The sequence below is a fragment of the Mucilaginibacter rubeus genome, assembly GCF_014643835.1.
Lineage (GTDB): Bacteria > Bacteroidota > Bacteroidia > Sphingobacteriales > Sphingobacteriaceae > Mucilaginibacter > Mucilaginibacter rubeus.
Genome location: NZ_BMKD01000003.1, coordinates 541,119 through 558,597 on the forward strand (window position 1 = coordinate 541,119; position 17,479 = coordinate 558,597).

General features: G+C 42.9%; 8 protein-coding genes and 2 tRNA genes. 6 read left to right on the forward strand and 4 right to left on the reverse strand.

Features of this window, described 5'->3' with window-relative positions; all coding sequences use genetic code 11:
- Window positions 1-97: 97 nt before the first annotated feature.
- The 6 genes from IEX80_RS12505 to IEX80_RS12530 all read left to right on the forward strand — a co-directional run bounded on the left by IEX80_RS12505 (window position 98) and on the right by IEX80_RS12530 (window position 14,722).
- Window positions 98-3,466, forward strand: coding sequence for a TonB-dependent receptor (locus IEX80_RS12505; RefSeq protein ID WP_090523564.1), 3,369 nt, complete (start codon window positions 98-100; stop codon window positions 3,464-3,466).
- Between the two features lie 4 nt (window positions 3,467-3,470).
- Complete coding sequence (locus tag IEX80_RS12510; protein ID WP_090523568.1) at window positions 3,471-4,949, forward strand: RagB/SusD family nutrient uptake outer membrane protein; 1,479 nt, start codon at window positions 3,471-3,473, stop codon at window positions 4,947-4,949.
- Between the two features lie 74 nt (window positions 4,950-5,023).
- A complete protein-coding gene (locus tag IEX80_RS12515) occupies window positions 5,024-7,219 on the forward strand; it encodes an alpha-N-acetylglucosaminidase (protein WP_090523573.1) in 2,196 nt (731 codons plus the stop codon).
- Between the two features lie 65 nt (window positions 7,220-7,284).
- Window positions 7,285-10,242 carry a beta-galactosidase gene (locus IEX80_RS12520; protein WP_090523575.1) on the forward strand — a complete coding sequence of 986 codons (2,958 nt, stop codon included), beginning with the start codon at window positions 7,285-7,287 and terminating at the stop codon, window positions 10,240-10,242.
- A 13-nt stretch (window positions 10,243-10,255) separates the two neighbouring features.
- Window positions 10,256-11,383, forward strand: a complete 1,128-nt coding sequence (locus IEX80_RS12525; protein ID WP_090523577.1) for an acyltransferase family protein — start codon at window positions 10,256-10,258, stop codon at window positions 11,381-11,383.
- Window positions 11,384-11,488: 105 nt separating this feature from the next.
- Window positions 11,489-14,722, forward strand: coding sequence for a GH92 family glycosyl hydrolase (locus IEX80_RS12530; RefSeq protein ID WP_188833085.1), 3,234 nt, complete (start codon window positions 11,489-11,491; stop codon window positions 14,720-14,722).
- A gap of 43 nt (window positions 14,723-14,765) precedes the next feature.
- On the opposite strand, the gene IEX80_RS12535 is transcribed toward IEX80_RS12530, so the two are convergent.
- From IEX80_RS12535 to IEX80_RS12550, 4 genes are all read right to left on the reverse strand, one after another.
- Window positions 14,766-15,794 carry a LacI family DNA-binding transcriptional regulator gene (locus IEX80_RS12535; protein ID WP_090523582.1) on the reverse strand — a complete coding sequence of 343 codons (1,029 nt, stop codon included), beginning with the start codon at window positions 15,792-15,794 and terminating at the stop codon, window positions 14,766-14,768.
- 158 nt (window positions 15,795-15,952) lie between these two features.
- A tRNA-Lys gene (locus IEX80_RS12540) sits at window positions 15,953-16,025 on the reverse strand.
- Between the two features lie 87 nt (window positions 16,026-16,112).
- Window positions 16,113-16,185: transfer RNA gene (locus tag IEX80_RS12545), tRNA-Lys, on the reverse strand.
- A 133-nt stretch (window positions 16,186-16,318) separates the two neighbouring features.
- Window positions 16,319-17,341, reverse strand: coding sequence for a WD40/YVTN/BNR-like repeat-containing protein (locus IEX80_RS12550; RefSeq protein WP_090523709.1), 1,023 nt, complete (start codon window positions 17,339-17,341; stop codon window positions 16,319-16,321).
- Window positions 17,342-17,479 lie beyond the last annotated feature (138 nt).

Sequence of the window (17,479 nt, forward strand, 5' to 3'; positions counted from 1 at the left end):
CTGCCACTCCTCCCCGCAAACAAATAGGATTTTATTAACGGAGTAAGCTATTGTAACACAGCACTTACTCCATCCATTTATTTTCAAAACAAATGTAATGAAAAAAACAAGAAGGGTGTTCCCGCTTCGTGGCGCGCCCGTGTGTCTCAAAGTTATTTTGCTGATGAAAGCAGTATTTTTATTGGTCATGGTTACCTGTGTGCAAGTTTCTGCAAAAGTGTACTCACAGCAGAAATTTACGCTTAACCTAAAGCAGGCCGAAGTAAGCAGTGTCCTTACCAAAATTCAAAAACAAAGTGATTACCGTTTCTTTTACAACTATGCCAGTGTTAAAAAGTTGGGTAGGGTTGATGTGGATGTAAAAGACGCAACTATTGATGAGCTGCTTGCCGTTATCATTGATGATAAGCTCTCCTATAAAATGAGTGATGATCATGTAGTGATCATTGCCAACCAGGAGGATGCCAAAAACCTTGCCCTTATAAAAGGAAAAGTTGTTGATGCCAAAGGTGAACCGCTTATTGGTGTAAACATTAGGCTTCAAGGTACTAATCAGGGTACTACTACCGATCTAAATGGTAATTTCAGTATCGATGCCCCTGTAAACGGCGTGTTGGAAATATCTTATATCGGGTATGAAAAGAAGGTTGTTACTATAACCGGAAGCCAAACTTTAAATATCACCCTCGTTGCCCTGCCATCTGCCTTGACCGAAGTTGTGGTTGTTGGTTATGGTACCAGCAAAAAGGTTGATGTTACGGGTGCAGTAGCAAGCGTTAAAGGATCGGATATTCAAAACTTGCCTGTTAGTACAGCGGCCCAGGCTTTAGATGGCCGTGCAAGTGGTGTAAGTATTGTTCGTAACGATGGTTCACCTGGCGCTGCGCCGAGCATCAGGATCCGTGGAACAGGTACAGTGAATGATGCCAATCCGTTAATTGTAATTGACGGTGTACCTACCAGTAACCCTGACGCGTTAAGTGACATTAACCCCAACGATATTGCCAGCGTCGACATTTTGAAAGACGCCTCTTCAAGCGCTATTTACGGTACACGTGCTGCGAATGGTGTGGTTTTAGTAACTACGAAAAGAGGTACTTATAATCAAAAGCTGGCAACCACTGTTAACTTTTATAGCGGGTTTTCCAACACAACTAAATATCTTAATCTGCTAACGGCTCCAGATTTATTTAAATTAAAAAGGGAACGTTATACAAATGACGGCGTAGCAATTGATGCTCCATGGGATGATAATTATTATGCTACTCAAAGAACTGACTGGCAAAGGGCTATTATGGGTACCGGGCGTGTAACCAATGGCGATGTTAGTATCCAGGGTGGTAATGATGCTTCAAACTATTACTTTTCAAGCTCTATTTATAACGAGGATGGTATTATTGATAAAACCAACTTCAAACGATACAGTACACGTATCAATTCCGAGCATAAGATAACTTCATGGTTAAAACTGGGAGAGAACGTTCAACTGACCTACGGTAATAACAATGGCTTTGATAACAATAATTCGCAAACGGGTTTGATATTTTCGGCTCTGCGTTTTAACCCGGCTATACCGCTGGTAAATCCTGATGGTACTTACGGTACATCAAAGGCTTTTGCTAATCAGTTGGGTGATATCAACAGTCCCTATGCTACTATCCAAATGGCCGACAGGTACACTAAAAAGTACAGGGCCTTGGCCAACGCGTTTGCTGAAATTACCTTTTTAAAGGAGCTGAAATTGAAGGTTAACTATGCCTTTGACGGTACATTTATCCGCAATTATAATTTTAGTATCGCAGATAATAATCAAACAAGGCCAAACCCAAATTCTACCTTAACTCAATCTGAAGAGGAAGTATCGTCACAGTTGCTTGAATCTTTTCTTACGTATGATAAGGTGTTTGGCAAAAGTCACGTAACTTTTACAGGTGGTTATTCTTATCAAAACTTTAAAGATTACGGTTTTAACGCTCAAAGGGTTGGTTATGACGACACCGATCCCGATCAACGGGTGCTTAACCAGGGCAATGGCCAATTCAATTCAAATATCTTGCCTCAGCCATCTTCACTGCAGTCGGGCTTTGCAAGGTTATTTTATGATTTTGACAGCAGGTACCTGGCAACCGTTACTTTTCGTGCAGACGGTTCTTCCAAATTTGCGCCCGGCAAACAGTGGGGGTACTTTCCTGCATTCTCCTTGGGCTGGAGAATTACCAGTGAAAAATTCATGAAAAATATCACCTGGATTAATAACTTGAAATTGACGGGTGGTTATGGTGAGTTGGGTAATCAAAATGTACTGCCTTTTCAGTATCTAAGCTTGATCAAAATTGGCAGTACTTATGAAAATGGTGGTTATGCCTTTGGCGGCACGGGAGTAAGTGGTGCAGCTGTTACAAGTATTGCAAATCCGGATATTACTTGGGAGCGTACTGCTATGACCAACATTACCCTTGATGCTGGTTTCCTGAATAACCAGTTAAATACCACACTTACGTATTTCAATAAGAATACTAAAGATATGCTGATATCACCGCCGGTAGTAGGTTCAGCGGGTTCGGTAGCTATTCCAAATCAAAACATCGGTACAATGAATAACAAAGGTGTCGAAGTTGAAATTAACTATCAAGGCGGCGATAAACTAAAATATTCATTCGGTGCCAATGCTTCGTTTATCAAAAATAAGGTAACTAAACTTAATGGAGAAGGTACTTTCATTGGTTCGACAGTTTACGGGCGTTCAAGCCAGGAAATCTCAAGAACATATCAGGGTCAGCCGATAGCTTCTTTTTACGGATGGAAAACAAATGGCCTTTACCAAACCCAGGCAGAAATTGATAACGATCCGGCGCTTAAAAATGATTCGCGCAAGGCTAATATCAAACCCGGCGATGTGCGTTTTCTGGATTTAAATGGCGATGGCCAGATTGATGGTAATGACCGCACCAATTTGGGCAATCCAAATCCTAATGCTACAGTTGGTTTGCAAGGCAGTCTTTCATACAAAGGTTTTGACTTTGCAGCAAACTTTACCGGCGTATTTGGTGTAAGCCTTTATAATGCCGATAGGATGCAAGGTATTGATCCAACCTATCCGTTTAATCTTTATGCCGAAGACATGAACCGCTGGACAGGGCCGGGCACAAGCAACTCGATCCCGCGTATGTCATTAGATCGTGCTAACGACAATTATCGCACATCCGACCTGTTTGTCGAAAGCGGGAATTACTTTGCCCTCAAAAATGCCACTTTAGGTTATACTTTACCTGCAAGCTGGGCTAAAAAAGCGACACTGAAAAGCGTAAGGTTATATGCATCAGGTCAAAACATATTTTTTATAACCAATTATAAAGGATACACCCCTGAGCTTGGTTATACTAATGGCAACCTGCAGCGTGGGGTTGATGTGGCCCAGTACCCTACGGTACGTACAATTACATTCGGTATAACTGCTAAACTTTAAAATCATGAAATCGAAAATTACAATATATATGGTTATAGGGCTGGCGTTACTCAACAGCGCCTGTAAAAAAGCACTTGATCTTAAACAACAAGGGGTTTATACCTCAGATAATTATTTCAGGAACGAAGTTGATGCTGTAAATGCGGTTTCCGGTATTTATAGCCTTTTGGAAGAAGAGGATTATGTTGGCCACGCGGAGGCTACATTTGATGTTCCATCTGACGATTACTGGCGTTCAGGTGATCATAGCGAGGATGAGGGCATTGAGAACTTAACTTATGATGCTTCAAATGCAGCCATCAGGTATCCATGGAAATGGAGGTATGAAACCATCAACCGGGCAACCAATTGCATCATTAACATCCCAAAGATCACCGCAATATCTGCCGATATTAAAAATCGGAGTATGGGCGAAGCTTATTTTTTACGTGCCTTTGGCTACTGGCGTTTAATGATCATTCATGGCGATGTACCTATCATTACCGAAGATGATTACTCAAAACAAACTTTTAATGTTCCAAAATCGCCAATTGAAGAAGTACGAAAACAGATCGAGTCGGACTTGTTGAAAGCGGTGGATCTTTTGCCTGAAAGCTATGGCTCTGCCGACCGCGGCCGTGTAAGCAAAGGAACTGCATTGGGCTTATTAACCAAGCTTTACATGTATTGGGAAAAACTTCCTGAGGCAATTGCAACCGGTCAAAAAGTGATTTCCAATTCACATTACGCGTTGGCTGCTAACTACGCCGATAATTTTACCCGTGCTAACGAAACCAGCACCGAGTTGCTTTTTTCGATCCAGGCTGTACAAACCGTTGTACAAAATGACTTTACAGTTTATTACATTCCAAGATCATGGAACGGTTATGGCTTTAGTCAGCCATTACAGGGACTTGCCAATGAGTTTGAGGCAGGTGATCCGCGTAAACAGGCTACTTTATTAAGCGTTGGCGACAAGGTTGATCTGGGTGATGGCAAGGGCTTGACAACGTTTACCGCCGATCTTTCTGCTACTGGTTATGCATTTAAAAAGTACGCTGTATTTAATACTGAAGCTGATGGCGGTGGAGTTGACCACAGTTATGCTGTGCCTCTAATGCGTTCTGCAGATATTTATTTATTAGTTGCCGAAGCCTTGATCCGTACACAAGGTGCCGGAGCTGGTGACGCTTTGATCAACCAGATCAGGCATAGGGCTTCTCCACTGTTAAAACCTGTTTCAGGAGCTGGCATGAAAGAGCTGATCCATGAGCGTCGAGTTGAACTGGCGGGTGAAGATCAACGCCATCAGGACCTGATGCGCTGGGATAAAGCTAAAATTGTGGATATAGCGGCAATTTATAACCTTGCTGTTTCCAAAGCTCCGCTTGATCAAAACAAAACGGTAACCTTTGTACGCCCTAAAAACTATTACTTCCCAATCCCCCAGGTTGAGATTGATAAGAGTAAAGGTGTGTTAGTACAGAACCCTAATTTTAAATAATTATATCCTTATACCGGCAATAGGGGAGAGCCTCATGTTGCCGGTATTTATTTCCAGCGTTTAATTATCTGTTGATGAGAAAGTGTTTACTTGTTGTTGCTATTATTTCATTGGGTTTTAAAGCCAGTGCCCAGGTTGATCAGAAAGCCTCGTACGATTTTATTGAAAGAGTAATTCCCGGCAAAGGTAATTTGTTTGTTGTTGAGGCTATCCCGCAACAAAACGGCAAAGATGTATTTGAATTGGAAAGCCGTAATGGTAAAATTGTGCTGAGAGGTAATAATGGCCTTTCTATAGCATCAGCACTAAATTACTATCTTAAAAATTATTGCTTTTGCGATATCGGCTGGAATGGCACAAACCTTAATTTGCCTGCTACTTTGCCGTCAGTTAAAGGCCTCATCCATAAAACCACGCCTTACCAATATCGCTACTACTTAAATTACTGCACGTTTAATTACACCATGGCCTGGTGGGATTGGGAACGCTGGCAAAAAGAAATTGACTGGATGGCCCTGAACGGTATCAATATGCCGCTGGCCATAACCGGCGAAGAAGCCGTTTGGCAAACCGTTTACAAAGACATGGGGTTTACTGATAAACAACTATATGAGTTTTTTAGCGGCCCTGCTTATTTTTCATGGTTTTGGATGGGGAACATTGATGCCTGGGGCGGCCCGCTGCCGCAACATTGGATGGACTCGCATAAAGCATTACAAAAAAAGATTTTAGAGCGCGAACGCTCATTTGGGATGACGCCTGTATTGTCGTCATTTACCGGCCATGTGCCGCCATCATTTAAAGATAAATTCCCCGCTGCTAAGGTTAAAAGAACCAACTGGGATGCCGGGTTTCCAGATGTTTTTATACTTGATCCCGACGATCCGATGTTTGAAACCATCGGTAAAAAATATATAGAGGCACAAACAAAAGAGTTCGGTACCGACCACCTGTACTCGGCCGATACTTTTAATGAAAACGTGCCGCCAACAAATGATTCAACCTACCTGGATGGTATGAGTAAGAAAGTATTCAACTCTATGGCTGCTGCCGATCCTAAAGCTATCTGGGTAATGCAGGGTTGGATGTTTCACTATAATAACAAATTCTGGCAGCCGCAACAGATTAAAGCGCTGCTTAACGCTGTGCCAAACGAGCAGATGATCGTGCTTGATTTGTACAGCGATGCCCACCCGGTTTGGAACCGTACGGAAGCTTACTATGGCAAACCATGGATCTGGAGTATGCTCCAAAACTTTGGCGGGAACATCAGCCTGTTTGGTCGTATGCGCCATGTAGCTGCCGATCCGGCCATGGCCCTGCATGATCCTGAATCAAAAAATATGCGTGGTATTGGTGTTACACCCGAAGGTATCGAACAAAACCCTGCGCTGTTTGCACTAATGTTGGAAAACGTTTGGAACGATACCCCGATTGATGCCGATAAATGGGTAGCTAACTATGCGCAGCGCCGTTACGGACAAGCTAACAATCAGGCAGATGAAGCATGGCACATCCTGTTAAATTCGGTGTACTCAGGCGGCCTAACCGAAGGCGGCCCAGAATCGATCATTGTGGCAAGGCCGATAATAAAAAAATATATCGACAGGGTATTGACCAAACTGGATTATGACCCTATGCAATTGGTTAAAGCCTGGACGCTACTCATAAATGCTGCCGACAGCCTAAAACAAAGTGATGGTTTTCAGTATGACCTGGTTGATGTTACCCGGCAGGTGTTGGCCAATTATGCAAGTCCGCTACAGCAGAAAATGGCTCAGGCTTATCAGAATAAGGATCAGCAACAATTTAAATTATATAGCAGCCAATTCCTGGAGCTCATGGATGATATGGACGCGCTGCTAAGCACGCGCAAAGATTTCCTGTTAGGCAAATGGATCAACGAAGCAAGGACTAACGGCGTAACTGATAAGGAGAAAAACCTTTACGAGTTTAACGCCCGCGATTTGGTTACCCTTTGGGGCGATAAAGAAAGCGGTTTGCGCGAATATTCCAATCGCCAATGGGCGGGCTTAATTAAGGAATATTACAAACCACGTTGGGTAATGTACTTTGGGCAGTTGGATAAGTCGTTATCAACCAAAACCGACTTTAATGCCGAAGCCTTTGATAAGCAGGTAAAGGATTGGGAGTGGCAATGGGTAAACAAGCATGATAATGCTTATACCGATACAGCAAAAGGTGATGCCATTGAAAAATCAAAGCAATTGTTTGCGAAGTATAATGCGATGATTTTGGGGACGCGATAAAAAAATATGAAGTTGAAGACTTACGAAGTTTTTAAAACTTCGTAAGTCTGGATTTTTGATGAATCATGAGAATACGCTACGTTATATTTACATTTATTTTACTACTAACCGCTTTTACAGCAGCCCACAGCCAGAGCTCAAACGATCATATTTTTCCAGCCACAGCAGTTGCAAAGCCTTATATTGATTTTGACAGCAAAGGCTTTATTGTTCAGGGTAAACGCACATTTATCGCATCGGCCGGGTTGGAATACGCCCGCATCCCGCATGAACTTTGGTATGATAGATTACTGCGGATAAAACGGGCGGGTTTTAACTGTATAGAGATCTATACCATCTGGAATTTTCATGAAGAGCAGCCCGGTAAATTCAATTTTACCGGCGACCATGACCTTGGTAAATTTCTGGATATAGTTAAGCAACTGGGCTTATATGCCATTGTGCGTGTTGGCCCGTATTATTGTGCCGAATGGGATAATGGCGGTTACCCTATATGGCTTAAATTTAAAAAAGGACTGCTGGTGCGCGAGGACAATAAGCCTTTTGAGCAATATGTAGATCGTTTTTTTGACCATCTATTGCCGGTGGTATTCCAGAGGCAGATCAATAAAGGCGGCGCTGTGATTTTGGTTCAGTTGGAGAATGAGCACCCCAACGGCTGGGGAACAGTAATGCCTGATGGTTACTTTAAACACCTGCAGGCAAAAGCTTTGGATATGGGTATGCAGGTACCATATTTCTTCAGCGGATTACATCACGCCAGCGATCCGGCCGGTGATGGAAAACTGGATGACGATGAGCGGCCAAACCCATGGTTCTCTACCGAATTCTGGGCTGTTTGGTATTCACAATATGGAGCCAAACCCGGTGATGCCGAACTTTACGATAGGCGCACCTGGAAAATCATTGCTCACGGTGGCAACGGCTATAACTACTACATGGCGCACGGTGGTTCAAACTTTGGCTATACCAATAATGATGAGGACGCAGCTTCATACGATTATGGCACTGGTATAGGCCAGGCCGGTGATCTGCGACCAATCTATTACACTTTTAAACGCGCCGCATGGTTCTCCCGCAGTTTTCAGAATGTATTGGAGAACAGCACTAACGCTGCGGAAACATACAAAGGCATTGCCGTTAACACAACGGTTAAAATATCTGCCCGTACAAGCCCGGCAGGTGATCTGATATTCCTGGATAATCCGGGTACATCTAAGGTAAGTTCATCATTAAATATCAAGGGTAACGAGAACCTGTTTGCGGGAAAAAAGATCAGCCTACAGCCCAAAGAGATTTATCCGTTGGTACACAATTATAGGCTTAACGATGAGGTTACGCTTGATTGGGCACTTACCCGCGTGTTTGCTATTGTTAAGCAGGCTAATACCACAACTATAATTGTTGATGCTGAAGTCGGTGAGCCGCTGTTGCTTCGTTTTAATACAAAAGTGAAAGCCTCGTCGGTATTGTCTTCGGTAAAAATCGATAACAATAATGTGCTTATCGATGAGCAAATGCCGGCAATCGCGGAAAAGGTTGTTGAATATAGTTTTAACGTTGGTTCGCAAACTGTAAGGGTTTTAGTCATGAATCGTGCTTTAACCGATAAAACGTGGATTACCGAAAGCGAAGACAAAAACTACATCATCACTGGGTTGAACTATGTTGGTGAGGCATCGGTTAAAAATGGCCAGTTAAAATTAATAGCAGAAACGCCTTTAACCGAGAGCATAATTCAGAAAGCGGTATTATATACTGATCGCAAGGAGATACCATTCAGCCTTGATGCGCAGAAAGGCAATCAGCAGTCAACTATCAGCTTAGCTAACTGGCAATATAAAAACGCAGCCGTTAACGCGGCAACAAATGTAAACACAAGCAGCTGGCTCAAATCAAAGGATCCGAAGCCAATGGGAGCGGATGACGATATAACTGCCGATGCCTGGTATAGGACTATCATAAATATACCATCCAACGGAAAATATACCCTGCAGGTAAAAGGTGGCGGCAGGGGGCAAGCTTTTATTGACGGCAAACCCACGGCTAAATGGAAACTGAATGATAATGAATTAACACTTAACCTTATCAAAGGCAAACATACACTGGCCGTTTTTGCCGCGCACGACGGCAGGGATAAGTTAGCTGCTTATCTTGGGCCGATAGACCAGGTTGACAGCAAAGGCCTTTTCGGCAATGCGCTCATTAAAAAAGGCGGACCGTTCATTTCTGAGCTTGGCGACTGGTATTTTACCAAAGCAAACAAAAAAGACGATGTAAAACAGGGGCCACCGGCATTTGATACATCGGTTTACAAAAAATATAAAATAGGCGCGGATGTTTTTAACCTGAAAGAGGGTTATGCCTGGTTTCACACTACTATTCCTCAGCAGCCGGCGGGGACTTCAAAATTAGCAGTGCTGTTTAAAAGCGTTGACGAAAACGCCACCGTATTTATTAACGGTAAACAAGTAGCCCATCATGACGGCTGGAACCAGCCATTTGAAGTGAACATTACTGATGCAGAAACCTTAAAACACCCGGTTGATCTTACCCTTTTTATTGAAAATTACTCAAATGAAGGGGGCATCGATCAATCTGTAAAAATCAATGCCATAGGTGATGCCACAGCGGTAATCAACTGGCAATTAAAAGGTGGTCCGGGTGATGCGCAAGCTGTTCAGGGCTGGACGAAGCTTGAAGCAGTTAAGCAAGTAAAAAATGGACCAGCCTTTTATCGCACCATTTTCAGTCTGCCATCATCAGCAAGAAGTACATTCATCTGGCGTTTTGATCCCGATGGATTAGGACATGGCTCCGTTTGGGTTAATGGTCACAACTTAGGCAGGTACCCTGAAAAACTGGATATGAAAAGCCTTTATATCCCCGAATGCTGGCTTAAACCGGGTGTAAACCAGGTGGTGGTTTATGACGAAGACGGCAATAGTATCAATAAAACCCGTATTGTGGCCGAAGAAGCCGCAGGCCGGTTAATCAAAGAAATTTCAATACCCCTTAATTAATATAATTGCAAAAATGGCTGCAACAACCGAAAGATTTACCGCGCTCGATGTTTTCCGTGGTATGACCATTTGCTTCATGATCATCGTTAATGCCCCCGGTTCGGGGGCAAACGTATGGTCGCCGCTTGATCATGCATCCTGGATTGGTTTTACACCCACCGATCTCGTTTTTCCATCATTCCTTTTTGCAGTTGGCAACGCGCTTAGTTTCTCTAAAAAGAAATTTGAAACGGATGCCGCTTTTATAGGCAAGATCTTTAAGCGCACGGTGATCATTTTCCTGCTGGGGTATCTGATGTACTGGTTCCCTTTCTTCCATCGTGAAGCGGGTAATTGGGTGTTTAACCCACTAAGCCATACCCGTATCATGGGCGTGTTGCAGCGAATAGCGCTGTGCTACTTTTTTGGCGCACTGATAGTTCATTATTGCTCGCAAAAGACGGCCATCGTTATCTCTGCTGTGCTTTTATTGGGCTACTGGGCATTCCTGATATTTTGCGGCGAACAGGGTAAAGAGTATACCATGCTTGGCAATGCGGGCACCCGATTAGATATTGTGTTAATGGGAAACGATCATTTATATCACGATAAAGGCGGTCCGATAGCTTTTGACCCGGAGGGTTTACTCAGCACCATGACAGCCATTGTGAATGTAATTGGCGGTTATCTGGCCGGAGCGTTTATACAGCGTAAGGGTAAAAACTATGAGTCGGTTGCCCGTTTGTTTATGTGCGGTGTTTTACTGATTGCTATTTCCTTATTCTGGGCGCAATTTTTCCCGGTTGCTAAAAAACTATGGACGAGTTCGTTCACACTGCTTACCATTGGTATCGACCTTTTGTTGTTGGGTTTTATGGTATTTGCCATCGAAATAAAAAAGGTAAAGAGTAGCACAAACTTCTTTCTCATATTCGGGCGCAATTCACTGGCCATATATCTGCTGTCAGAATTGCTGTTAACCGTGTTCCAAACCATTTGGGTAAAACCACAGCTAAGTTTTTACGACTGGATAAACCAAGTGCTTTATCAAAAGATCTTCCCCGGCGCATTTGGTACACTGGTATTTGCACTAGGTTATATGATGCTTTGCTGGCTGGTGGCTTGGGTGCTTGATAAAAAGAAGATCTACATAAAAATATAATATCTACGTAGAGACGCATCACATGCGTCTCCAACCAAAAGGTCAACGTTGTATTATCAGATGCTGAAGACGCATGTGATGCATCTCTACAAAACATAATTTAAATTGAAGTCATTATCCCATATCGTTTTCGCCTTAGCCGCAGTTTTATTGGGCAGCAACCTCTATGCCCAACATACAGACCATCTGCAATATGTTGATCCGTTTATCGGTACATCACTTAGCAATGTGCTTACCAAATGGGGTAATAATGGAGGTTGTTATCCGGGAGCTGTTGCGCCGTCGGGCAGCGTACAACTAAGTCCCGAAACAAGGACTACAGGGACAAGGGGATATAACTACACCGATAGCTCAATTTATTATTTCAGTTGCTTTGGCCACATGAGCGGTTTTCCTGAAGGATCATCAGGCCATTTTTTTGTGATGCCGTTTAGTGGTAGTGAAAGTTTTGAACCGGGAAAGTCAAGCCTGCATTTTTCGCACAAAAAAGAAACTGCCGTACCGGGCTATTATAAAGTGGATTTTGATAACCAGCGGATTACCGCCGAAGCTACAGCTACTACGAGAACTGGCATGTTTCGGTTTATGTTCAATGGAAGCACTAATCCACAAATTTTCGTTGGAAATGCCGGTGAAATCCAGGCGATATCAAGTAAAGTGATCCATACTTCAGTTGCAAACGCTGTGATAAACTTTAGCGAAGGATATACGGAAAAAAAGGAAGTTAAAGGGGGCTGGGTTTTCACTTTCCCGAAGACTAAAGTGATTACTTTGCGCTTAAGTAAATCATCAGTTAGCTATCTCAATGCACAGCATAATATTGATCAGGAAATCGGTAGCTTAACTTTTGATGAGGTTCGCGCGAAAACCGGCGGCGAATGGGCTAAAGTATTATCGGTAGTTGATATAATCGACGGTAACGAGCAAAACAAAACAGTATTTTATACGGCGCTTTACCATTCGCTGTTATTGCCCTGGGTTGTTGATGATGCTGATGGCAATTATCGGGGGAATGATGGCGAGGTTCATCAAAAAACAGGGCAAAATCAGTACGGGGCTTTCTCTCCATGGGATACTTTCCGGTCGCTGCACCCATTACTTACACTGCTTTATCCACAGAAGCAGCAGGATGTGATCTTATCCATGCTTGATGTTTACAAGCAAAGCGGGCATCTGCCAACAGAAAGCATGACGGGCAATCATGCTATTCCTATCATTGTTGACTCATACTTAAAAGGCATTACCGGTTTCGATAAAGAGCTTGCTTACAAGGCTATGAAGAAGGATTTGATTGATGGCCCATTCGTGCAATCGGACATGGAAGTGTACCATCAAAAAGGCTACGTTCCATTCACCAAACCTGAGTCGGTTACCCGCACTGTAGAATATGCTTATGATGATTGGGCTTTATCGCAATTTGCCGAAAAGGCGATGGGAGATAAACAAACCGCTCAATTATTAGCAAACAGGGGATTTAGTTACCGTAATCTTTTAAATAAAGATGAACTCTTTATGCTTCCGCGTAATGGTGATGAGTTTAAACTGCAGCCCGGTACATCAGGATATAAAGAGGGCGATAAATGGGTGTACTCGTACTTTGTACCTCAAAACGGTAAAGACCTTATTAACATGACCGGCGGCAACGAACAATTCTCCGCCCGGCTTGACCCTGCCCTGCGCAATAATGTTATTCTATTTGATAACGAAACTGTTTTCCATTTGCCTTATATGTTCAATCAGGCAGGTAAGCCTCAGTTAACACAAAAATGGGTGAGGGATATTATGCTCAACAGGTTCAGCGCCACACCCGGTGGTTTACCCGGTAATGATGACTTGGGTTCAACATCAAGCTGGTATGTCTTTAGCTCGCTCGGGATATATCCGGTATGTCCTGGTAATCCGCTTTACGCTATCGGTGCGCCTTTGTTCAAATCTGTAACGCTTCATTTACCCAATGGCAAAAAGTTCATCATCGGCAGTAATAATTCATCTGAAAAAAATAATTACGTACAGGCTCTGCATGTGAATGGCAAAGCCTGGCAGCAATTGGCCCTGCCACATTCGGTGTTGGTTAACGGTGGTGCAATGACTTTTGATATGGGGAAAGCCCCAGGTAACTGGCCAACCGATAAAGATCCGATTGAGCTATCGGCCACACAAAAAAATACTGCCTTTAGTACAGCGAGTTATTCGGTCGATAAAAAAAATGCAGTGCCTGACGAGCCGCTTGTGATAAGGTTTAAACTTAAAAATACAGGTAGCAAGGGCATTAAAACCATAAAGCTGTTGGTTAACGGAAAGCCATATAGTTATAAAAACTGCCTGGTTGAGCCGGGACAAACTGTTCAGGATTCTATTGAGTTTCGCCTTTACCCTGTGGGAAAAACGGTACTGAAGCTTGATAATACACTACCGTTGATTGTCGAAGTGAATCTGCCTGCAAAACCGCAGGAGCAAGCTTTTAAAATATCGGGGCTGGAAGTAAAACCGATGATCAGGTTGAATGAAAGCCAGGAAATAAAATACCGGATAAAAAATACTGGCGGATTAAAGCAAACCTTTATTATACCTGTAATCCAGAATGATTCGGTTGTTTTTACCGATAATATTAAACTTGATGCCGGTGAAGTTAAAACCATTAGTCATCATATAAAAGCGTCCAAAAACGGATTTGAATATGTGAGGGTCGATACGGCGAAAACTATCTACAAGGTTTATGAAAATGCTACAGAATCATTATTACTTGATTTCGCATCGATAGCCCGTGGTAAGATAGTAGCTGATAGTTCGGGCTTTCATAACAACGGAAATGTTATTTCATCTTCAGTAACAACTACTAATGATAAACTATTATTTAGCGATAGTACTTATTTGGAAGTCCCAAACTCACCATCTTTGGACAATATGGATGAATCCATTACCATGATGGGATGGGTTTACCCGATGGGCAATGAGAAAGGTTTGGTTGATATCATTACCAAAGGCGATAACGATGTATTGCAAATGACCGATAACAGAACCCTGACTTTTTTTGCGGGCGGATGGGGCAGGGGCGACTGTACTGTAAACCTCCCTGCCGACTGGCAACAACACTGGCACCACATTGCGGGCGTGTGCAACGGCAAAAAGCTGTATGTTTATATCGATAGTGTTTTGGCCGGAACCACGCTGTTAGAGGTAACCGCTGATCTGTCGGTAAATAACAAATGGACGTTAGGCCGAAACGAAGAGTTTCCATCGGAACGCGTGTTTCACGGCTTTATGGACAGAGTGAAAGTATTCAAAGCCGCATTATCTGCTGATGATATCAAAAATATAGTGTCGTCAGAAAAAAAGTAAGCTGGTAGTGTCTCCTACGTTTAAGAACGATATATAACAATCTCTAACTGGCTGTTGATGCTCTTGCTATCAATTGCGATGGCATTATCAGTTCCTGCTTGGCTTCATTAAGCCGCCCGGACAAGCGGCCGAAAAGGATTTCCGCTGCTTGCTTTCCCATATCATATGCAGGTTGTAAAATAGTAGTAAGCGATGGATTAAGTATGGCCGCGGTAATTTGATTGGTAAAACAAGCAACTTTTACATCACAAGGGATCTGTAGTTTCAGTTCATCGCAAGCCAGATAAGTTGCGGTAGCCAGCTGTTCAACGGTAGCTATGATACCATCGGGTTTAACGGTTGCCAAATGCGCTTTGATTATATTTACATTTTCGTCGGTATATTTGTTGGAGCAGGTTACTATTCCTGCATCTTTAACTACAAACCCATTGTCAGTTAAAGCGTTGCGATATCCTTGTTCCCGGGCGGTTAAAATAGAAGGATAGCCACTGATGGTAACCAGTGAGATGTTTTTACATCCGGCTTGCAATAAGTGTGTGGCTGCGTTGTAAGCGCTATTATAGTCGTCGGTTACTATTTTATCCGCAGTAATATCCTCGCACACCCTGTCAAAAAAAACTATGGGGATGCCTGTTTCCTGTAATGTTTTAATATGTCCTGTATCCTGGGTGCTGCTGGCTACGGACATAATGAGGCCATCAACGCGTCCGCTGGCCAGGTCATTAAACATGGATGCTTCCCGTTCATAACTGTCATGGGTAAGGTAGATCAGCGCATGGTATTTTTTTGGCGCGACAATACTTTCAATGCCGTTAATGGCCTGGCTAAAAAAGCTGTCGGCAATTTCGGGTATAATGATGGCTATAGTATTGCTGCTTTGTTTGCGGAGACTGCTGGCATAAGCGTTAGGTACGTAATTTAAACGCCTGGCGGCTTCCATTACCCGCAGTTTGGTTTCAGGACTTATATCATAGCTATCGCGCAGCGCTTTGGATATGGTTGCGGTTGAAAGGTTAAGCTCTTTCGCAAGCGTTTTCATATTCACCTTATCGTTCTTATTACCGCCGGTCATTTTTAGTATTGGTTGTGCTTAATTGTGGAGCAATATAACGAAAAAGATGTTCAGTAGTTTCGACGCGACTCAACCTGAACGGAAGAAGGGCGTTTATATGTTAAAACAATGCGGGGTACGGTTTAAATGAGAAAAGGCACAATTTCTTGCGCCTTTTGTGATCCCGCTGGGACTCGAACCCAGGACCCCAACATTAAAAGTGTTATGCTCTACCGGCTGAGCTACGGAATCATTCTTTAAATTTTTCGCTTACTAAGGCGTGGCTGTTTAAAGGCAGCTTTTGTTTTTAAATAAAAAAGCCTCTTTTCAAAGGCTTTGTGATCCCGCTGGGACTCGAACCCAGGACCCCAACATTAAAAGTGTTATGCTCTACCGGCTGAGCTACGGAATCATTCTTTAAACTTCTTTGGTTCGGTTAACCGTTTCCGTTTAAAGTGGTGCAAATATAGGGTTCTTAATTATTCCCTGCAAGCTATTTTTTAAATTAATATTAAGGTTTTTTTAAGCCGTTAAAAACCAGTAAACTACAATTTTAGAACGGCTATTTTACCACTATTCCCGGCTAATAATACAAGCTTACCATGTTTTGCCTTGCGGCAAACATTAAAACTTGTGCTATCTATTTGTTTCCATGTTTGGCCGCCGTCAGTAGTAATATTACTCCCGGGTGTGCCTGTGGAAAGAAATATCCCGGATTTTATGTGCTCAACACTTGATTGAAAACCTGCCGGCCCTGTTTGGGGTGGTGTAAATGTGAGGACAGGGTGAACCGCCAGGATAGTCGCCACTGAATCTGTTTTTTTATCACTGGCATAATCACCTCCGACAATAATACCGGCATTTTGCCCTATCGATATTGAAAAAGCGCCTTCACTGCTTTTTCCATGTGTAAGTGGAAGGTTTGAATACTGCCATTGATTATTGTGAGGCTGTAAGGAAATAAGCCTGGCGTTACTACCCCCTGAAACGATGTATATCGCCTCTTTGCCCGATACTCTGAGGCATGTGCCACTTGCGGCAAACGATGCCTCTCCCGGCAGTGCATTTGGGGCATTATTCGACTCGTTCCAGGTTTCACCGCCGTCTTTGGTTTCCAGCAATAAAAATTTATTGTTGATCGGGTCGCCCAAGATGTAGCCATGAAGGTTATCGGCAAAATCCATAGCGTCTAAAAAATAGGTAGTATCCGTTTTTCGATATTTTTCATGCCAGGTTTGTCCGCCATCAATTGTTTTCAAGATGAGGGACGGCGTGCCCGAACTCATGATTACAGCCTCTTTGTCGTTGAAAGCTTCAATATCCCGAAAGTCGGATTTTTCATAACCCTTTATTTGTTGCCAGCTCCAGGTTTTGCCGCCGTCGTTTGTTTTGGCGATGTATCCTTTGCTGCCGCTTATCCATGCCATATTATCATCAACTACAGATAAACCGCGGATGCTTGTTGGCTTATCCTGTTGTAAAACGGTAATAGTTTGTGCTTTCAGGGCAGAATTGAACCACAAAGAAAAAAGTAGGGTGCCTGAAATAAAAATGCGGTTTAGTTTCATTACGTTTGATATAAAGAGTTTTATGAAACCTAAGTTAGATTTTCAAAGGCCGTTAAACAACATAATATTGATTTTTTAATTTATTAAGTTGCAATTTGCCGGAAACGATTATATTTGCACGCTTGTTAATAAAACGAT

Bases quoted from the DNA above. Each gene is read 5' to 3' on its own strand.
- IEX80_RS12505 (WP_090523564.1), top strand. From the start codon at position 98: ATGAAAAAAACAAGAAGGGTGTTCCCGCTTCGTGGCGCGCCCGTGTGT.
- IEX80_RS12510 (WP_090523568.1), top strand. From the start codon at position 3,471: ATGAAATCGAAAATTACAATATATATGGTTATAGGGCTGGCGTTACTC.
- IEX80_RS12515 (WP_090523573.1), top strand. From the start codon at position 5,024: ATGAGAAAGTGTTTACTTGTTGTTGCTATTATTTCATTGGGTTTTAAA.
- IEX80_RS12520 (WP_090523575.1), top strand. From the start codon at position 7,285: ATGAGAATACGCTACGTTATATTTACATTTATTTTACTACTAACCGCT.
- IEX80_RS12525 (WP_090523577.1), top strand. From the start codon at position 10,256: ATGGCTGCAACAACCGAAAGATTTACCGCGCTCGATGTTTTCCGTGGT.
- IEX80_RS12535 (WP_090523582.1), bottom strand. From the start codon at position 15,794: ATGACCGGCGGTAATAAGAACGATAAGGTGAATATGAAAACGCTTGCG.
- IEX80_RS12550 (WP_090523709.1), bottom strand. From the start codon at position 17,341: ATGAAACTAAACCGCATTTTTATTTCAGGCACCCTACTTTTTTCTTTG.